At 71.9% G+C, this 13,315-nt stretch carries 13 protein-coding genes; 8 read left to right on the forward strand and 5 right to left on the reverse strand.

Annotated elements, in window-relative coordinates; translation table 11 throughout:
- Positions 1–36 precede the first annotated feature (36 nt).
- Positions 37–1,014, reverse strand: coding sequence for an alpha/beta hydrolase (locus tag L0P92_RS16090; RefSeq protein WP_234763391.1), 978 nt, complete (start codon positions 1,012–1,014; stop codon positions 37–39).
- A gap of 235 nt (positions 1,015–1,249) precedes the next feature.
- On the opposite strand from L0P92_RS16090, the gene L0P92_RS16095 reads away from it, so the two are divergent.
- Entirely contained in the window at positions 1,250–2,218 is a 969-nt protein-coding gene (locus tag L0P92_RS16095) for a TerC family protein (protein ID WP_234763392.1), read from the forward strand.
- Positions 2,219–2,310: 92 nt separating this feature from the next.
- Positions 2,311–3,192, forward strand: coding sequence for an LLM class F420-dependent oxidoreductase (locus L0P92_RS16100; RefSeq protein ID WP_234763393.1), 882 nt, complete (start codon positions 2,311–2,313; stop codon positions 3,190–3,192).
- A 15-nt stretch (positions 3,193–3,207) separates the two neighbouring features.
- On the opposite strand, the gene L0P92_RS16105 is transcribed toward L0P92_RS16100, so the two are convergent.
- Positions 3,208–3,438 (reverse strand): hypothetical protein, encoded by a 231-nt coding sequence (locus L0P92_RS16105; protein ID WP_234763394.1) that lies wholly within the window; start codon positions 3,436–3,438, stop codon positions 3,208–3,210.
- A gap of 133 nt (positions 3,439–3,571) precedes the next feature.
- On the opposite strand from L0P92_RS16105, the gene L0P92_RS16110 reads away from it, so the two are divergent.
- Positions 3,572–4,477: a LysR family transcriptional regulator gene (locus L0P92_RS16110; RefSeq protein WP_234763420.1), complete on the forward strand. Its 906-nt coding sequence runs from the start codon at positions 3,572–3,574 to the stop codon at positions 4,475–4,477.
- A gap of 57 nt (positions 4,478–4,534) precedes the next feature.
- On the opposite strand, the gene L0P92_RS16115 is transcribed toward L0P92_RS16110, so the two are convergent.
- Positions 4,535–5,098, reverse strand: a complete 564-nt coding sequence (locus L0P92_RS16115) for an NADPH-dependent FMN reductase (protein ID WP_234763395.1) — start codon at positions 5,096–5,098, stop codon at positions 4,535–4,537.
- A gap of 98 nt (positions 5,099–5,196) precedes the next feature.
- Between L0P92_RS16115 and L0P92_RS16120 the strand changes: the two genes are divergently transcribed.
- From L0P92_RS16120 to L0P92_RS16135, 4 genes are read left to right on the forward strand one after another with little or no spacing between them, the layout of a single operon-like run.
- Complete coding sequence (locus tag L0P92_RS16120; RefSeq protein ID WP_234763396.1) at positions 5,197–5,871, forward strand: TetR/AcrR family transcriptional regulator; 675 nt, start codon at positions 5,197–5,199, stop codon at positions 5,869–5,871.
- A gap of 57 nt (positions 5,872–5,928) precedes the next feature.
- Positions 5,929–6,963 carry a LacI family DNA-binding transcriptional regulator gene (locus L0P92_RS16125; protein ID WP_372497269.1) on the forward strand — a complete coding sequence of 345 codons (1,035 nt, stop codon included), beginning with the start codon at positions 5,929–5,931 and terminating at the stop codon, positions 6,961–6,963.
- Between the two features lie 18 nt (positions 6,964–6,981).
- Complete coding sequence (locus L0P92_RS16130; protein WP_234763398.1) at positions 6,982–8,160, forward strand: 4-hydroxybenzoate 3-monooxygenase; 1,179 nt, start codon at positions 6,982–6,984, stop codon at positions 8,158–8,160.
- A gap of 31 nt (positions 8,161–8,191) precedes the next feature.
- Complete coding sequence (locus L0P92_RS16135; protein ID WP_234763399.1) at positions 8,192–9,628, forward strand: aldehyde dehydrogenase family protein; 1,437 nt, start codon at positions 8,192–8,194, stop codon at positions 9,626–9,628.
- A 45-nt stretch (positions 9,629–9,673) separates the two neighbouring features.
- On the opposite strand, the gene trxA is transcribed toward L0P92_RS16135, so the two are convergent.
- Positions 9,674–10,060 carry a thioredoxin gene (gene trxA, locus L0P92_RS16140; protein WP_234763400.1) on the reverse strand — a complete coding sequence of 129 codons (387 nt, stop codon included), beginning with the start codon at positions 10,058–10,060 and terminating at the stop codon, positions 9,674–9,676.
- A 131-nt stretch (positions 10,061–10,191) separates the two neighbouring features.
- Here trxA and L0P92_RS16145 point away from each other — a divergent pair, with 131 nt between their 5' ends.
- Positions 10,192–11,625, forward strand: coding sequence for a dihydrolipoyl dehydrogenase family protein (locus L0P92_RS16145; protein WP_234763401.1), 1,434 nt, complete (start codon positions 10,192–10,194; stop codon positions 11,623–11,625).
- Positions 11,626–11,632: 7 nt separating this feature from the next.
- On the opposite strand, the gene L0P92_RS16150 is transcribed toward L0P92_RS16145, so the two are convergent.
- Positions 11,633–13,216 (reverse strand): ABC-F family ATP-binding cassette domain-containing protein, encoded by a 1,584-nt coding sequence (locus L0P92_RS16150; protein WP_234763402.1) that lies wholly within the window; start codon positions 13,214–13,216, stop codon positions 11,633–11,635.
- Positions 13,217–13,315 lie beyond the last annotated feature (99 nt).

Consider the following 13,315-nt stretch of genomic DNA (forward strand, 5'->3'; position numbering starts at 1 on the left):
CCCACAGATCCCGCCCCCACACCAGGCACGCCACCCTCACCGGCCCAACAACCGCCGCAACCACCCCACATGCGCCCCCCGACACGCCTGCGAAACCGCCGCCTGCGGAGCAAACCCGTCGAAGCCATGAAACCCACCGGGCCACACATGCAACTCGGCCACCCCACCCGCCTGCCAGATCCGAGAGGCATAGGCGACGACCTCGTCACGAAACGTCTCCGCCGACCCCACGTCCAGAAAGGCCGGGGGCAGCCCGGACAGATCCTCGGCCCGAGCCGGCGCGGCGTACGCCGGAACATCGGGCCCACCACGCAGCTCACCCAGCAACGCCGTCCACCCCGTCTCGTTCGCCGTACGGTCCCACACCCCGAGCCCCGCCATCTGGTACGAGGACGGACTGTCATTGCGGTCGTCCAGCATCGGACACATCAGCACCTGACCGATCAGCTGCGGACCACCGCGATCCCGGGCGAGCAGAGCCAACGCCGCCGACAGCCCGCCGCCGGCGCTCGCCCCGGCGACGACGATCCGCTGCGGGTCGGCATCGAGCTCGGCCGCGTTCTTCGCCGTCCACTCCAGACCGGCGTACACGTCCTCGATCGGCGCCGGATGCGGATGCTCGGGCGCGAGCCGGTACTCCACGGACACCACGACCGCGTCCAGCTCCTTCGCCCAGGACAGGGCGGCGTCGACGCCGACCCGGTTGTTGCCGATGATCATGCCGCCGCCGTGCACGTGGTAGATCACCGGCCGCGGCCCGGACTCCGCCGGGGCGGCCGGCCGGCAGATCAGCAGGGAGATCTCGGGCGCGCCCGCGGGCCCCGGCACCGTACGGTCCTCGACCTCGAAGAACCCCTCCAAGGTCAGATCCAGCTCGGCCAGCATCTGGATCCCCGCACCCTGACGCACGTCGGCTATCTCGTCCATCGTGAGGCCGGGGGAGATCACGTCCTTGATGAGCTCCAGCGCGGCGGCGAGCTCGGGATCGAACGGGGGCGGCGGGGCCTGGGTCATGGGTTCTCCTCACACGGGGGCACAAGCGTGCCCGGCGGCTCTGCGGCCATGATCCGCGCACCGGCCCCGGCCGGAGGGCCGCCGTACGGCGGAACCTGCCCGCCGTACGGCGGGTGGCAGGTTCGTGACCTGGAGCTTGCCATGACATGACCCTTTGTTCACCCGCCGTGGGTGGAACGGACACCGGAACGGCGACAACGCTGTCAGGGCCCCATCTGCACCAGGAGTATCACCCGTGAACGTCTCCCTCTCCGTCTGGCTGCTGACCGTCGTCGCCCTGTGCGCACTCGTCGCCGTCGACTTCTTCATCGGTCGCAAACCCCACGACGTCTCCCTCCGGGAGGCGGGGACGTGGACGATCGTCTGGGTCGTGCTGGCCTGTCTCTTCGGCGTCGGACTGTACTTCTACGGCGGCGGCGGGCCCACGGGCGAGTTCTTCGCCGGCTACATCACCGAGAAGTCGCTCAGCGTCGACAACCTCTTCGTCTTCGTCCTGATCATGGCGAAGTTCGCGGTGCCCTCGCAGTACCAGCAGCGGGTCCTGATGGTCGGCGTGATCGTGGCGCTGGTGCTGCGCGCCGGGTTCATCGCGGCCGGTGCGGCGATCATCTCGGCGTTCTCCTGGGTGTTCTACCTCTTCGGCGCCTTCCTGATCTGGACCGCCTGGAAGCTGATCCAGGACGCCCGCAAGGGCGAGCACGAGGAGGAGTACCAGGAGAACAAGCTGCTGAAGATGGCGGAGGAACGCTTCGGCGTGGCCGACCGCTACCACGGCACCAAGCTGTTCATCACCGAGAACGGCAGGCGGATCATGACGCCGATGCTGGTCGTGATGCTCGCCATCGGCTCCACCGACGTGCTCTTCGCCCTCGACTCCATCCCCGCCATCTACGGGCTGACCCAGGACCCGTACATCGTCTTCACGGCCAACGCCTTCGCCCTGATGGGCCTCAGGCAGCTCTACTTCCTCATCGGCGGCCTGCTGAAGAAGCTGGTCCACCTCAGCTACGGTCTGTCGGTCATCCTCGGCTTCATCGGCGTCAAACTCGTCCTCCACGCCCTGCACGAATCCGGCGTCCACGTCCCCGAGATCAGCATCCCCTTCTCCCTCGGCTTCATCGTCCTGGTCCTCGCGGTCACGACGGCGACGAGCCTGCGGGCTTCGCGGACGCGTGAGCCGGCGCAGGCGGAACGCGCGTCGTAGCGGTGCCGCGCCCCTTGACTTGAAGAGCGCTCCAAGTCCTAGCGTCATCGACGTCGTTGAAGGGCCGGGCAAGACCAGAGCGGAGACAGGACATGCGGGTCGGCGTGCACATCAACCGGTTCGACCACCCCGGAGGGGGCCCCGCGCTCGGCGCCGAGCTCGCCGCCGCGGGTGCCGCGGCCGAGGCGGCCGGGGTGAGCTGGCTGTCGGTGATGGACCACTACTTCCAGATGGAGTTCAACGACCGGGCCGAGGACCCCATGCTGGAGGCCTACACCACCCTCGGCTACCTCGCCGCCCACACTTCCACGGTCCGCCTCGGCGCCCTGGTCACCGGTGTGACCTACCGCCACCCCGGTCTGCTCGCCAAGATCGCCACGTCGCTCGACGTGCTGTCCGGCGGGCGGGCCACCCTCGGGATCGGCGCGGCCTGGTACGACCGGGAGCACGAGGGGCTCGGTGTGCCGTTCCCGTCGGTCGCCGAGCGGTTCGAGCGGCTGGAGGAGACCCTGCGGATCTGCCACCGGATGTGGGACCCGAAGGCGAACGGCCCCTTCGAGGGCAAGCACTACCGGCTGGCCGAGACCCTGTGCGTGCCGGCGCCGATCAGTGCCCCGCACCCCGAGATCATGATCGGAGGCGGCGGGGAGAGGAAGACGCTCCGGCTGGTCGCGCGGTACGCCGACGCCTGCAACCTGTTCGCCACCTCGCCGGACGAGGTGCGCCACAAGCTCGACGTCCTGCGCGGCCACTGCGACACCGAGGCGCGTGACCACGACGCGATCCGCAAAACGGTCGTGTACACGGGCGAGGCCGTCGGCACAGGTGACCTCGACGCCTTCACCCGGGACGTCACCGGCTACACCGGGCTCGGCATCGACACGGTGATCCTCGGCCCGCGTACGGGCGAACCGGCGGCATTCATCGAGAACTTCGCGGCCCCGGCCGTGCGACGGCTGGCCGGGCTCGACTGATCCGGACGGTCCGGGTCACCGGCAGGGCGAGTTCGCCGCACGTCCCGCGGGCGTCGCGGACGGCCGGCTGCGCGAGACGACCCGCATCCCGCGGGCGTCCACGCTGCGGACCTGCAACGAACCACAGGCGCACCGCGTCCACACCGTGCTGCCCGCCGCGGTGCCGTGCCGGGACACCACCTGGTAGGGCTCGGCGCCGTCGGGCCACCCGCAGTGCGGGCAGACGGTACCGGTCGTGCTGGTCATGGCTACTCCTCGTACGTCAGTGGCGGGTGATGCTCGTCGTGCCGGTCGACCGTCGCGACACCACCAAGGGTGCGGTCCGCCTTCGTACACGTCCAGGTTGACTTTCCGGACGTCACCTTGAAGCGTGGACTTCATGATTGATCTGCGCCGACTGCACGTACTGAGGGCCGTGGCGCACTACGGCACGGTCACCGCGGCCGCCCGCGCCCTGCACTTCACCCCGTCCGCCGCCTCCCAGCAGATCCGCCAGCTGGCCCGCGACCTGGGCGTCGACCTGCTCGAACCGCAGGGCCGCGGGGTACGCCTGACCGCGGCCGCCGAGAGCCTGCTCGCGCACGCCGACGCCATCGCGGAGCGCTGGGAGGCCGCGGAGCTCGACCTGCGCGCCGAGTACAGCGCCGCCGCCGGACAGTTGCGCGTCAGCGGCTTCTCCATGGCCGTCTCGAGGCTGCTGGCGCCGATGGCCGTACGGCTGCGGGAGCGCCATCCGCGGCTGACCGTACGGATCCAGGAGACGGGGGTGCCGGAGAGCTTCGACCAGCTCTTCGAGGGGGAGGCCGACCTGGCCGTGGTCGAGGTCACCCCGCACAACCCGCCGCTGAGCGACGCGCGCTTCGACCAGCAGCCGCTGCTGGACGACCCCTACGACCTCGTCGTCCCCGACGACCATCCGCTGGCCGGGCGCGAGCGCGTCGACCTCGCGGAGGCGGCGCGCGAGCACTGGATCGCGCCGGTGCCGGACAGTGCCTGCCGTCCGCATGTGATGTCGGCCTGCGGGGCGGCCGGGTTCACCCCCGACGTGATCCATCACGCCCTGGACTGGAACGTCACCGCCCACCTGGTCGCCCACCGGCTCGGCGTCGCCCTGGTCCCGAGGCTGGCCCAGCTGACGCCGCAGCTGCCGATCACGCGGGTGCGCTGCGCGGGCGACCCGCACCGCAAGATCCTGACCTGCACCCGTCGGGGCTGCCGGGAGCGCCCGGCGGTGGCGGCGGCGCTGCGCGAGCTGCGGGAGCTGGCGCCGACGGCGGTGGCCTGACGCACGAGCAGGGGCCGGAGCGCTCGGCTCCGGCCCCTGCTGAGGACTCGCGTCCGGTCAGGCCGCGACGGCCTGGCCCGCGTGTCCGTGCACCCGCGCGATGACCTCGGTCAGCTGGGCCGCGACCTCGGCGTCGTCGGCCGGGTGCGTCTCGGCGAAACGGGTCACGGAGCCGGGGATGGACAGCTTGACGTCCTCCAGCACCTTGCCGCCGGCGATGCCCACGGCCTTGCGGGTCTCGTCCTGCGCCCACACACCGCCGTACTGGCCGAAGGCGGTGCCGACCACGGCGACCGGCTTGCCGCCGAAGGCGCCGGCGCCGAACGGGCGGGACAGCCAGTCGATGGCGTTCTTCAGCACGGCCGGGATCGTGCCGTTGTACTCGGGGGAGAAGAGCAGGAACGCGTCGGCGGACTGCGCGGCCTCGCGCAGCTTGGCGGCGGTGGCCGGGACACCGCCCTCGACGTCGATGTCCTCGTTGTAGAAGGGGATCTCGGCCAGGCCCTCGAAGACCACGACCTCGGCGCCCTCGGGAGCGAGCTTGACGGCCGCCTCGGCCAGCTGACGGTTGTGCGAACCGGCGCGAAGGCTGCCGACGAGCGCGAGGATGCGAACAGACATGCGAACTCCAAGGGGCTGAAACACTGGCGTAATCATCCGGACCGGGGTCCGTTTAATTTCTAGCACCTTAACCGGACCGCGGTCCAGTTTCATTCCCGATGCTTTACGCTGGCTTCATGTCCGCCGTTCTGCCGCCCTTCCCACCGCCCCAGGAGCCCGTCGACAAGCCTCAGTTGCTGGAGGTCGGTTCCGCCGCCGACGAGCCCTGCCTGCGTGCCGACGCGGCCCGCAACCGGGCCCGGCTGCTGGAGGCCGCCGCCCGGCTGATCGCGGAGCACGGCGCGGCCGGGGTCACCATGGAGGCCGTGGCGGCGGAGGCCGGCGTGGGCAAGGGGACGGTGTTCCGCCGCTTCGGCGACCGCACCGGACTGCTGACGGCACTGCTGGACCACGGTGCGCGCAAGCTCCAGGCCGACTTCCTCGGCGGCCCGCCGCCCCTGGGTCCCGGAGCACCCCCGGTCGACCGGCTCCGCGCGTTCGGCGTGGCGGTCCTGTACCGCTCCGCCGAGCAGCTGGACCTCCAGCTGGCCGCCCAGCCGGACCCCACCCGCCGCTACGCCCACCCCTCGCACCGCGCGCTGCGCACCCACGTCACCGTGCTGCTGCGCCAGATCCTGCCGGACGCCGACTGCGAGCTCCTCGCCCAGCCGCTGCTGGCGTACCTCGACCCGGCCCTGATCAACCACCTGACCAGGCAGTGCGGCATGCCCATGGAGCGGCTGGAGAAGGGCTGGCTCGACCTGGTCGAGCGCGTGACCCGCACCGAGGTGTGAGCGAGGGGAGACCCTGAGTGAGCCTCGCTCACAGGTTCTGCAAGGATGCCGTACGTCATGGTGCAGATACCGAAAACGCCCGCGCCCGCTCTGCCCGCACAGCGCTCGGTACCCACGAGCGCCGATGTGGCCCGCCTGGCCGGCGTCTCGCGCGCGACCGTCTCCTACGTCCTCAACAACACCAGCGCCGTCCGGATCAGCGAGCCCACCCGCCGCCGCGTCCACGAGGCCGCGAAGGAACTCGGGTACGTCCCGCACGCCGCGGCCCGCAGCCTGCGCGCCGGACACAGCCGTATGGTCCTCATGCCCGTCCCGAGCTTCCCCGTCGGCCCGCTCTACAGCCGCTTCCTCAGTGACCTCCAGCTGGCGCTCGGCCGCCTCGACTACACCGTCGTACAGCACGGCAGCGTCGGCCTGCACGGCGACGAGGCCGCCCGCGCCTGGGCCGAGCTGCGCCCCGTCGCCGTCCTGGAGTCGGGCTCCGGCCTCGGCCCGAAGGGCGTGACGGTCCTCAAGCGCTCCGGCGCCCGGGCCGTGGTCTCGCTCGGCCCCGAGTCCGTCGAGGGCGCCCACGCCCTGCTGATGGACTACGAGGCCGTCGGGCACTGCGCGGGCCGCCATCTGTACGACCGCGGCAGGCGCCGCATCGGCGTGGTGCTACCGCAGGAGCGCGGCCTGGAGGCCTTCTCCGCACCCCGCCTCGAAGGCGTGCGCCGCGCCCTGCACGGCACCGACGCCACCCTGACCGAACTGCCGCTGGCCTACACCGAGGAGTCCGCCGCCCTCCTCGCCGCCCGCTGGCGCGACCTCGGCCTCGACGCCGTGTTCGCCTACAACGACGAGTACGCGATGCTGCTGATGCGCGCCCTGCAGGACGAGGGCGTCCGCGTCCCCGCCGACACGGCCGTCATCGGCGCCGACGACCTGATGCTGGGGCGGCTGCTGCGGCCTAGGCTGAGCACCGTGCACATCGAGTTGCCGTCCGGCCGCGAGCTCGCGGAGCTGGTCGACCGCGCGGTGCAGAGCCCCGGCGCCGAACCCGAGACGCACAAGGTGCTGGGAGCGACGGTGGTGCACCGCGAATCCAGCTGAACCCAGGGGAGGCGGGACATGCGCACGACCGTCGGCATCATCGGAGGCGGCCCCGCCGGACTTCTGCTCGCCCGCCTGCTGCACCGAGCCGGCATCGACTGCGTCGTCCTGGAGAGCCGCACGCGGGAGTACGTCGAACGGCGCCAGCGGGCCGGGATGCTGGAGCAGGGCACGGTCGACGCGTTGCGCGAGGCCGGCGCCGCCGAACGGCTGACGGCCGAGGGCATGATCCACCAGGGCATCGAGCTGCGCTTCGACCGGGAACGCCACCACATCGACTTCCCGGGCCTGACCGGCGGCCGTACGGTGACGATCTACGCCCAGACCGAGATCGTGAAGGACCTCGTCGCGCTGCAACTCGCCGACGGGCCACCGCTGTTGTTCGAGGCGGAGGCGCTCGCCGTCGAGAAGCCGGAGAGCGCCACGCCCGTCGTCCGGTTCCTGCACGAGGGCCGGGAGCAGACGCTGACCTGCGCGTGGGTCGCCGGCTGCGACGGCTTCCACGGCATCTCCCGGGACGCCTTCCCGGCCGAGGTGAGCCGCTCGTACGGGCACGAGTATCCGTACTCCTGGCTCGGGGTCCTGGCCGAAGTGCCGCCGTCCTGCGACGAGTTGATCTACGCACGCGGTGAGGGCGGCTTCGCACTGCACAGCATGCGCTCGGCCACCGTCTCCCGGCTCTACCTCCAGGTCCCCGACCGCACCGACCCCGACGACTGGCCCGACGACCGCATCTGGGACGAACTCGCCGCCCGCTTCGCCATCGACGCCGACTGGACCCTGAACCGCGGCCCCATCACCGCCAAGTCCGTGACGACGATGCGCGGTTACGTCCACGAACCGATGCGCCACGGACGGCTCCTGCTCGCCGGGGACGCCGCCCACATCGTCCCGCCGACGGGCGCGAAGGGCCTCAACCTCGCCGTGTCGGACGTACGGGTCCTGGCTCGCGGCCTCGTCGAGCTGCACCGCACAGGGGACACGCAACTCCTCGACAGGTACTCGGAGTTGTGCCTTCAACGCGTGTGGCAGGCCACCCGTTTCTCCGACGACATGACTAGGATGTTGCACACTCAACCAAATGAGGATGCGTTCGACGCCCGCATGCAGCTCGCACGTCTGCGCCGGATCACCGCATCCCGTCACGCGGCCGCCGAACTGGCGGCGAACTACTCGGGACTCCCGCTTCCGCTGTGAGTCCCGCCCGGTGATCGAACGGAGAGTCGCAATGCCGTTGCTCGACCCGAAGGCCTGGCAGTCCAGCTCCCTGTCGGGACAGGAGTACACCGTCACCGAGCCCGCCACCGGCGACCCGCTCGGCACCGTCACCCTGGCCGCCGCCGAGGACATCGCGACGGCCGCCGAGGCCGCCCGTGCCGCCCAGGCCGAGTGGGCGCGCGTCCCGCACTTCGTGCGCGCCGCGGTGCTGCGCAAGGCCGGTGACCTGTTCGCGGCGCACGCCGACGAACTGCGCGAATGGCTCGTCCGCGAGTCCGGGTCGATCGCCGGCAAGGCCGACTTCGAGCTGCACGTCGCCTCCCAGGAGTGCTACGAGGCGGCCGCGCTCGCCTCCCGCCCGGCCGGGCACATCCTGCCCAGCGAGGCGCCCCGCCTGTCGTACACCCGGCGGGTCCCCGTCGGCGTCGTCGGCGTGATCGCCCCGTTCAACGCCCCGCTGATCCTCTCGATCCGCTCCGTCGCCCCGGCCCTCGCCCTCGGCAACGCGGTGATCCTCAAGCCGGACCCGCGCACCGCGGTCTGCGGCGGCCTGGCCCTCGCCGCGATCTTCGCCGAGGCAGGTCTGCCCGAGGGGCTGCTGCACGTCCTGCCGGGCGGCCCGGAGGCGGGCCAGGCGCTGGTCGCCGACCCGCGCGTGCCCGTCATCTCCTTCACCGGCTCCACGGGCGCCGGCCGGGCCGTCGGCGAGGCCGCCGGGCGTCATCTCAAGCGCGCGCACCTGGAGTTGGGCGGCAACTCCGCGCTGATCGTGCTGGAGGACGCCGACATCGACGCGGTCATCTCCACGGCCGCCTGGGGTTCCTTCTTCCACCAGGGCCAGATCTGCATGACGACCGGCCGCCACCTGGTCCACCAGTCGCTGTACGAGGAGTACGTCGAGCGGCTCGCCGCCAAGGCCGACTCCCTCGCCGTCGGCGACCCGCACCGCGCCGAGGTCCACCTCGGCCCGCTGATCGACTCCGGTCAGCTGGGCAAGGTGCACGGCCTGGTGGAGGCCAGCACGTCCCGGGGCGCCAAACTCGCCGCGGGCGGCACCCACGAGCAGCTGTTCTACCGGCCGACCGTGCTCGCCGGCGTCGACGACCAGACCCCCGCGTACGCCGAGGAGGTCTTCGGCCCCGTCGCACCGGTACGTTCCTTCGCCACCGCCGACGAGGCCGCCGCACTCGCCGCCGCCAGCTCCTACGGCCTCTCCCTGGGCATCGTCACCGGGGACGCCGCCCGGGGCCTGGACCTGGCCGAGCGGATCCCGACCGGGATCGTGCACATCAACGACCAGACCGTGAACGACGAGGCGGTCGCACCCTTCGGCGGCATCGCCGCCTCCGGCACCGGCGCCAGGTTCGGCGGCGAGTCCAACCTGGAGGCGTTCACCGATGTGCGCTGGACGACGGTGCGCGGTGACGTGGCGGCGTACCCCTTCTAGGTCTTCTGTATCTGTCAGACCTTCCGGATCTTCCGGAGCGCGGTCCTACTGGCCGTTCTGCTCGGCCTGCGCCTGCTGAGCGGCCACGGCCTTGTGGACCTCGTCCATGTCGAGCTTCCGGGCCTGTCCGATGACGTCCGCGAGGGCGGCCTCGGGCAGGGCACCCGGCTGCGCGAACACGGCGACACGGTCCCGGACGATCATCAGCGTCGGGATCGACTGGATACCGAAGGCCTGGGCCAGCTCCGGCTGCGCCTCCGTGTCGACCTTGCCGAACACGAGATCAGGGTTCTCCTCGGCGGCCTTCTCGTAGACCGGGGCGAACTGACGGCACGGCCCGCACCAGGACGCCCAGAAGTCGATCAGGACGAACTCGTTGTCCGTGACCGTCTCATCGAAGTTCTCCTTGGTGAGCTCCACGGTGCTGCTCATGGCGTATTCCCTCTTCCTGGTGTCGGGGCGAAGCCGTCGGCGACAACACGACCGTACGACCGCGTATTCCGTCGTATCTCCGCGCGCGTACCCGTGTGGCCACGCCGCACACCACCCGTAAGACTGACCCCATGACGGAAACGGAATCCATCGCGTACGACGTCGTGGTGCTCGGCGCAGGGCCGGTCGGGGAGAACGTCGCGGACCGCACCCGCGCGGCCGGTCTGTCCACCGCGGTCGTGGAGAGCGAGCTGGTCGGCGGCGAGTGCTCGTACTGGGCGTGCATGCCCAGCAAGGCCCTGCTGCGCCCGGCCATCGCCCAGGCCGACGCCCGCCGCCTGCCGGGCCTGGACCGGGCCGTGCAGGGCCCCCTCGACGCGGCCGCTGTCCTCGCCCGGCGCAACGACTTCACCTCCGACTGGCACGACGACGGCCAGGTCCAGTGGCTGAGCGGCATCGGCGCCGACCTCTACCGCGGCCACGGCCGCCTCACCGGACCCCGCACCCTGGAGGTGACAGGACCCGACGGCGCTCGGCGCGTGCTGACCGCACGGCACGCCGTCGCCGTCTGCACCGGCAGCCGGGCCGTCCTGCCCGACCTGCCGGGACTCGCCGACGTCAAGCCGTGGACCAGCCGTGAGGCAACCGGCGCCCAGACCGTGCCGGGCCGGCTCGTCGTGGTCGGCGGGGGAGTGGTCGCCACCGAGATGGCCACGGCCTATCAGGCCCTCGGCTCCCGGGTCACGCTCCTCGTCCGCGGCAAGGGCCTGCTCAACCGCATGGAGCCCTTCGCCGGCGAGCTGGTCGCCGAGGCGCTCACCGAGGCCGGCACCGACGTCCGCACCGGCACCTCGGTCGAGTCGGTGACCCGCGAGAACGGCACGGTCCTGGTCGTCACCGACCGCGGCGACCGGATCGAGGCCGACGAGATCCTCTTCGCGACCGGGCGCGCCCCGCGCACCGACGACATCGGCCTGGACACCCTCGGTCTGGAACCCGGCTCCTGGCTGGAGGTCGACGACAGCCTCCGCGTCACCGGCAGCGAATGGCTGTACGCGATCGGCGACGTCAACCACCGGGCCCTCCTCACCCACCAGGGCAAGTACCAGGCCCGCATCGCGGGCGCGGCCATCGCCGCCCGCGCCTCCGGCGTCCCCCTTCTCGAATCCGACCCCTGGGGCGCCCACGCCGCCACCGCCGACCACGCCGCCGTCCCCCAGGTCGTCTTCACCGACCCCGAGGCCGCCGCCGTAGGCCTCTCCCTCGCCGAGGCGGAACAGGCCGGCCACCGCGTCCGAGCCGTCGACTACGACCTCGCCTCGGTCGCCGGCGCGTCCCTGTACGGCGACGGCTACCGCGGCCGCGCCCGGATGGTCGTCGACCTGGAACGCGAGATCCTCCTCGGCGTCACCTTCGTCGGCCCCGGCGTCGGCGAACTCATCCACTCGGCGACCGTCGCGGTGGCGGGACAGGTGCCGATCAGCAGGCTGTGGCACGCCGTCCCGTCGTATCCGACGATCAGCGAGGTGTGGCTGCGGCTGCTGGAGTCCTACCGCGACAACTGAGGGCGCCTCACCCGGCCATCAGGTCCAGGTAGTCCTCGCTCCACAGGTCCTCCTCGGACTCCGGCAGCAGCAGCACCCGGTCCGGGCGCAGCGCCTCGACGGCACCCTCGTCATGGGTGACCAGCAGGATCGCGCCCGGATACGTGCCCACCGCGCCCAGCACCTCGGCCCGGGAGGCCGGGTCCAGGTTGTTGGTCGGCTCGTCCAGGAGGAGGACGTTGGCACCGGAGTGCACCAGGCCCGCGAGCGCGAGCCGGGTCTTCTCACCGCCGGACAGGGCACCGACGGGCTTGTCGGCGTCGTCGCCGGTGAACAGGAACGAGCCGAGAACGCGCCGTACCTCACCGTGGCCGAGATGCGGCGCGGCGGACGCCAGCTGCGCGCCCACCGTCAGATCCGCGTCCAGCGTCTCGTGTTCCTGCGCGAGGTAGCCCAGCCGCAGCCCGTGCCCGTGGACCACCCGCCCACCGTCCGGCTCGTCCTGCCCGGCGAGGATGCGCAACAGGGTTGTCTTCCCCGCCCCGTTGGGGCCGAGGACGACCATGCGGCTGCCCCGCTCGACCGCCAGGTCGACGCCTCGCAGGACCTGCCGGCCGCTGTACGACTTCGTCAGGCTGACGGCGCCGAGCGGGATCCGCCCGCACGGCTCGGGTTCGGGCAGCCGGAACCTGGCCACCTTGTCGGCACGCCGGGCCGGTTCGAGGTCGGCGAGCATGCGCTCGGCGCGGCGGTCCATGTTCCTCGCGGCCACCGCCGTCGACACCCGGGCGCGCATCTTCTCGGCCTGGGCGCGCAGCGCCGCCGCCTTGCGCTCGGCGTTCGCCCGCTCGCGCGTACGCCGCCGCTCGTCGGTCTCCCGCTGGGCGAGGTAGGCCTGCCAGCCGGTGTTGTGCACGTCGATCGTGGCGCGCCGCGGGTCCAGGTGGAACACCCGGTTCACGGTGGCGTCGAGGAGCGACGTGTCGTGGCTGATCAGCACGAGCCCGGCGTGATGGTTCGTCAGAAACGTGCGCAGCCAGGTGATCGCGTCCGCGTCCAGATGGTTCGTGGGCTCGTCCAGCAGCAGTGTGCCGTGCTCCGCGAACAGGATCCGGGCCAGCTCCACACGGCGGCGCTGCCCGCCCGACAGCGCACCCAGCGGCCGGTCCGTCAGGTGGGCGGGAAGCCCGAGGCCGGCGGCCACCCGGGCCGCCTCGGCCTCCGCGGCGTAACCACCGGCGGCCTGGAACCGGGCCTCGGCCCGCACATAGGCGTCCATCGCCCGCCGCGAGCCGTCGGCCATCGCCTCCTCGGCACGGCGCAGGGCGCGTACGGCCCGGTCGAGGCCCCGCGCGGACAGGATGCGGTCGGTGACGGTGACCGTCGGGTCCGCGGCGCGGGAGTCCTGGGGCAGATGACCGACCTGGCCGGTCCGGGTCACGGTACCGGCGGCCGGGGTCAGCGTGCCCGCCAGGGTGTTCAACAGGGTGGTCTTTCCGGCGCCGTTGCGGCCGACCAGGCCGACGTGGTCGCCGGGGGAGACGTGGAAGGAGATGCCGGACAGCAGCAGACGCGCGCCGACGCGCACGTCGACACCAGTGACGGTGATCATGAGAAGACGCTCCGAACAAGCAAGAGGACACACGGGTGGCGTGGAAGCGGGGCCTCAGCTAGGAAATTCGGGGCGTTGACATGGGGTCAGCGTAGCGAG

It is taken from the genome of Streptomyces muensis (assembly GCF_021474425.1).
GTDB classification, from domain to species: domain Bacteria; phylum Actinomycetota; class Actinomycetes; order Streptomycetales; family Streptomycetaceae; genus Streptomyces; species Streptomyces muensis.

Bases quoted from the DNA above. Each gene is read 5' to 3' on its own strand.
- L0P92_RS16135 (WP_234763399.1), top strand. From the start codon at position 8,192: ATGCCGTTGCTCGACCCGAAGGCCTGGCAGTCCAGCTCCCTGTCGGGA.
- L0P92_RS16115 (WP_234763395.1), bottom strand. From the start codon at position 5,098: ATGTCTGTTCGCATCCTCGCGCTCGTCGGCAGCCTTCGCGCCGGTTCG.
- L0P92_RS16105 (WP_234763394.1), bottom strand. From the start codon at position 3,438: ATGACCAGCACGACCGGTACCGTCTGCCCGCACTGCGGGTGGCCCGAC.
- trxA (WP_234763400.1), bottom strand. From the start codon at position 10,060: ATGAGCAGCACCGTGGAGCTCACCAAGGAGAACTTCGATGAGACGGTC.
- L0P92_RS16130 (WP_234763398.1), top strand. From the start codon at position 6,982: ATGCGCACGACCGTCGGCATCATCGGAGGCGGCCCCGCCGGACTTCTG.
- L0P92_RS16090 (WP_234763391.1), bottom strand. From the start codon at position 1,014: ATGACCCAGGCCCCGCCGCCCCCGTTCGATCCCGAGCTCGCCGCCGCG.
- L0P92_RS16150 (WP_234763402.1), bottom strand. From the start codon at position 13,216: ATGATCACCGTCACTGGTGTCGACGTGCGCGTCGGCGCGCGTCTGCTG.
- L0P92_RS16125 (WP_372497269.1), top strand. From the start codon at position 5,929: ATGGTGCAGATACCGAAAACGCCCGCGCCCGCTCTGCCCGCACAGCGC.
- L0P92_RS16145 (WP_234763401.1), top strand. From the start codon at position 10,192: ATGACGGAAACGGAATCCATCGCGTACGACGTCGTGGTGCTCGGCGCA.
- L0P92_RS16100 (WP_234763393.1), top strand. From the start codon at position 2,311: ATGCGGGTCGGCGTGCACATCAACCGGTTCGACCACCCCGGAGGGGGC.
- L0P92_RS16110 (WP_234763420.1), top strand. From the start codon at position 3,572: ATGATTGATCTGCGCCGACTGCACGTACTGAGGGCCGTGGCGCACTAC.
- L0P92_RS16120 (WP_234763396.1), top strand. From the start codon at position 5,197: ATGCTTTACGCTGGCTTCATGTCCGCCGTTCTGCCGCCCTTCCCACCG.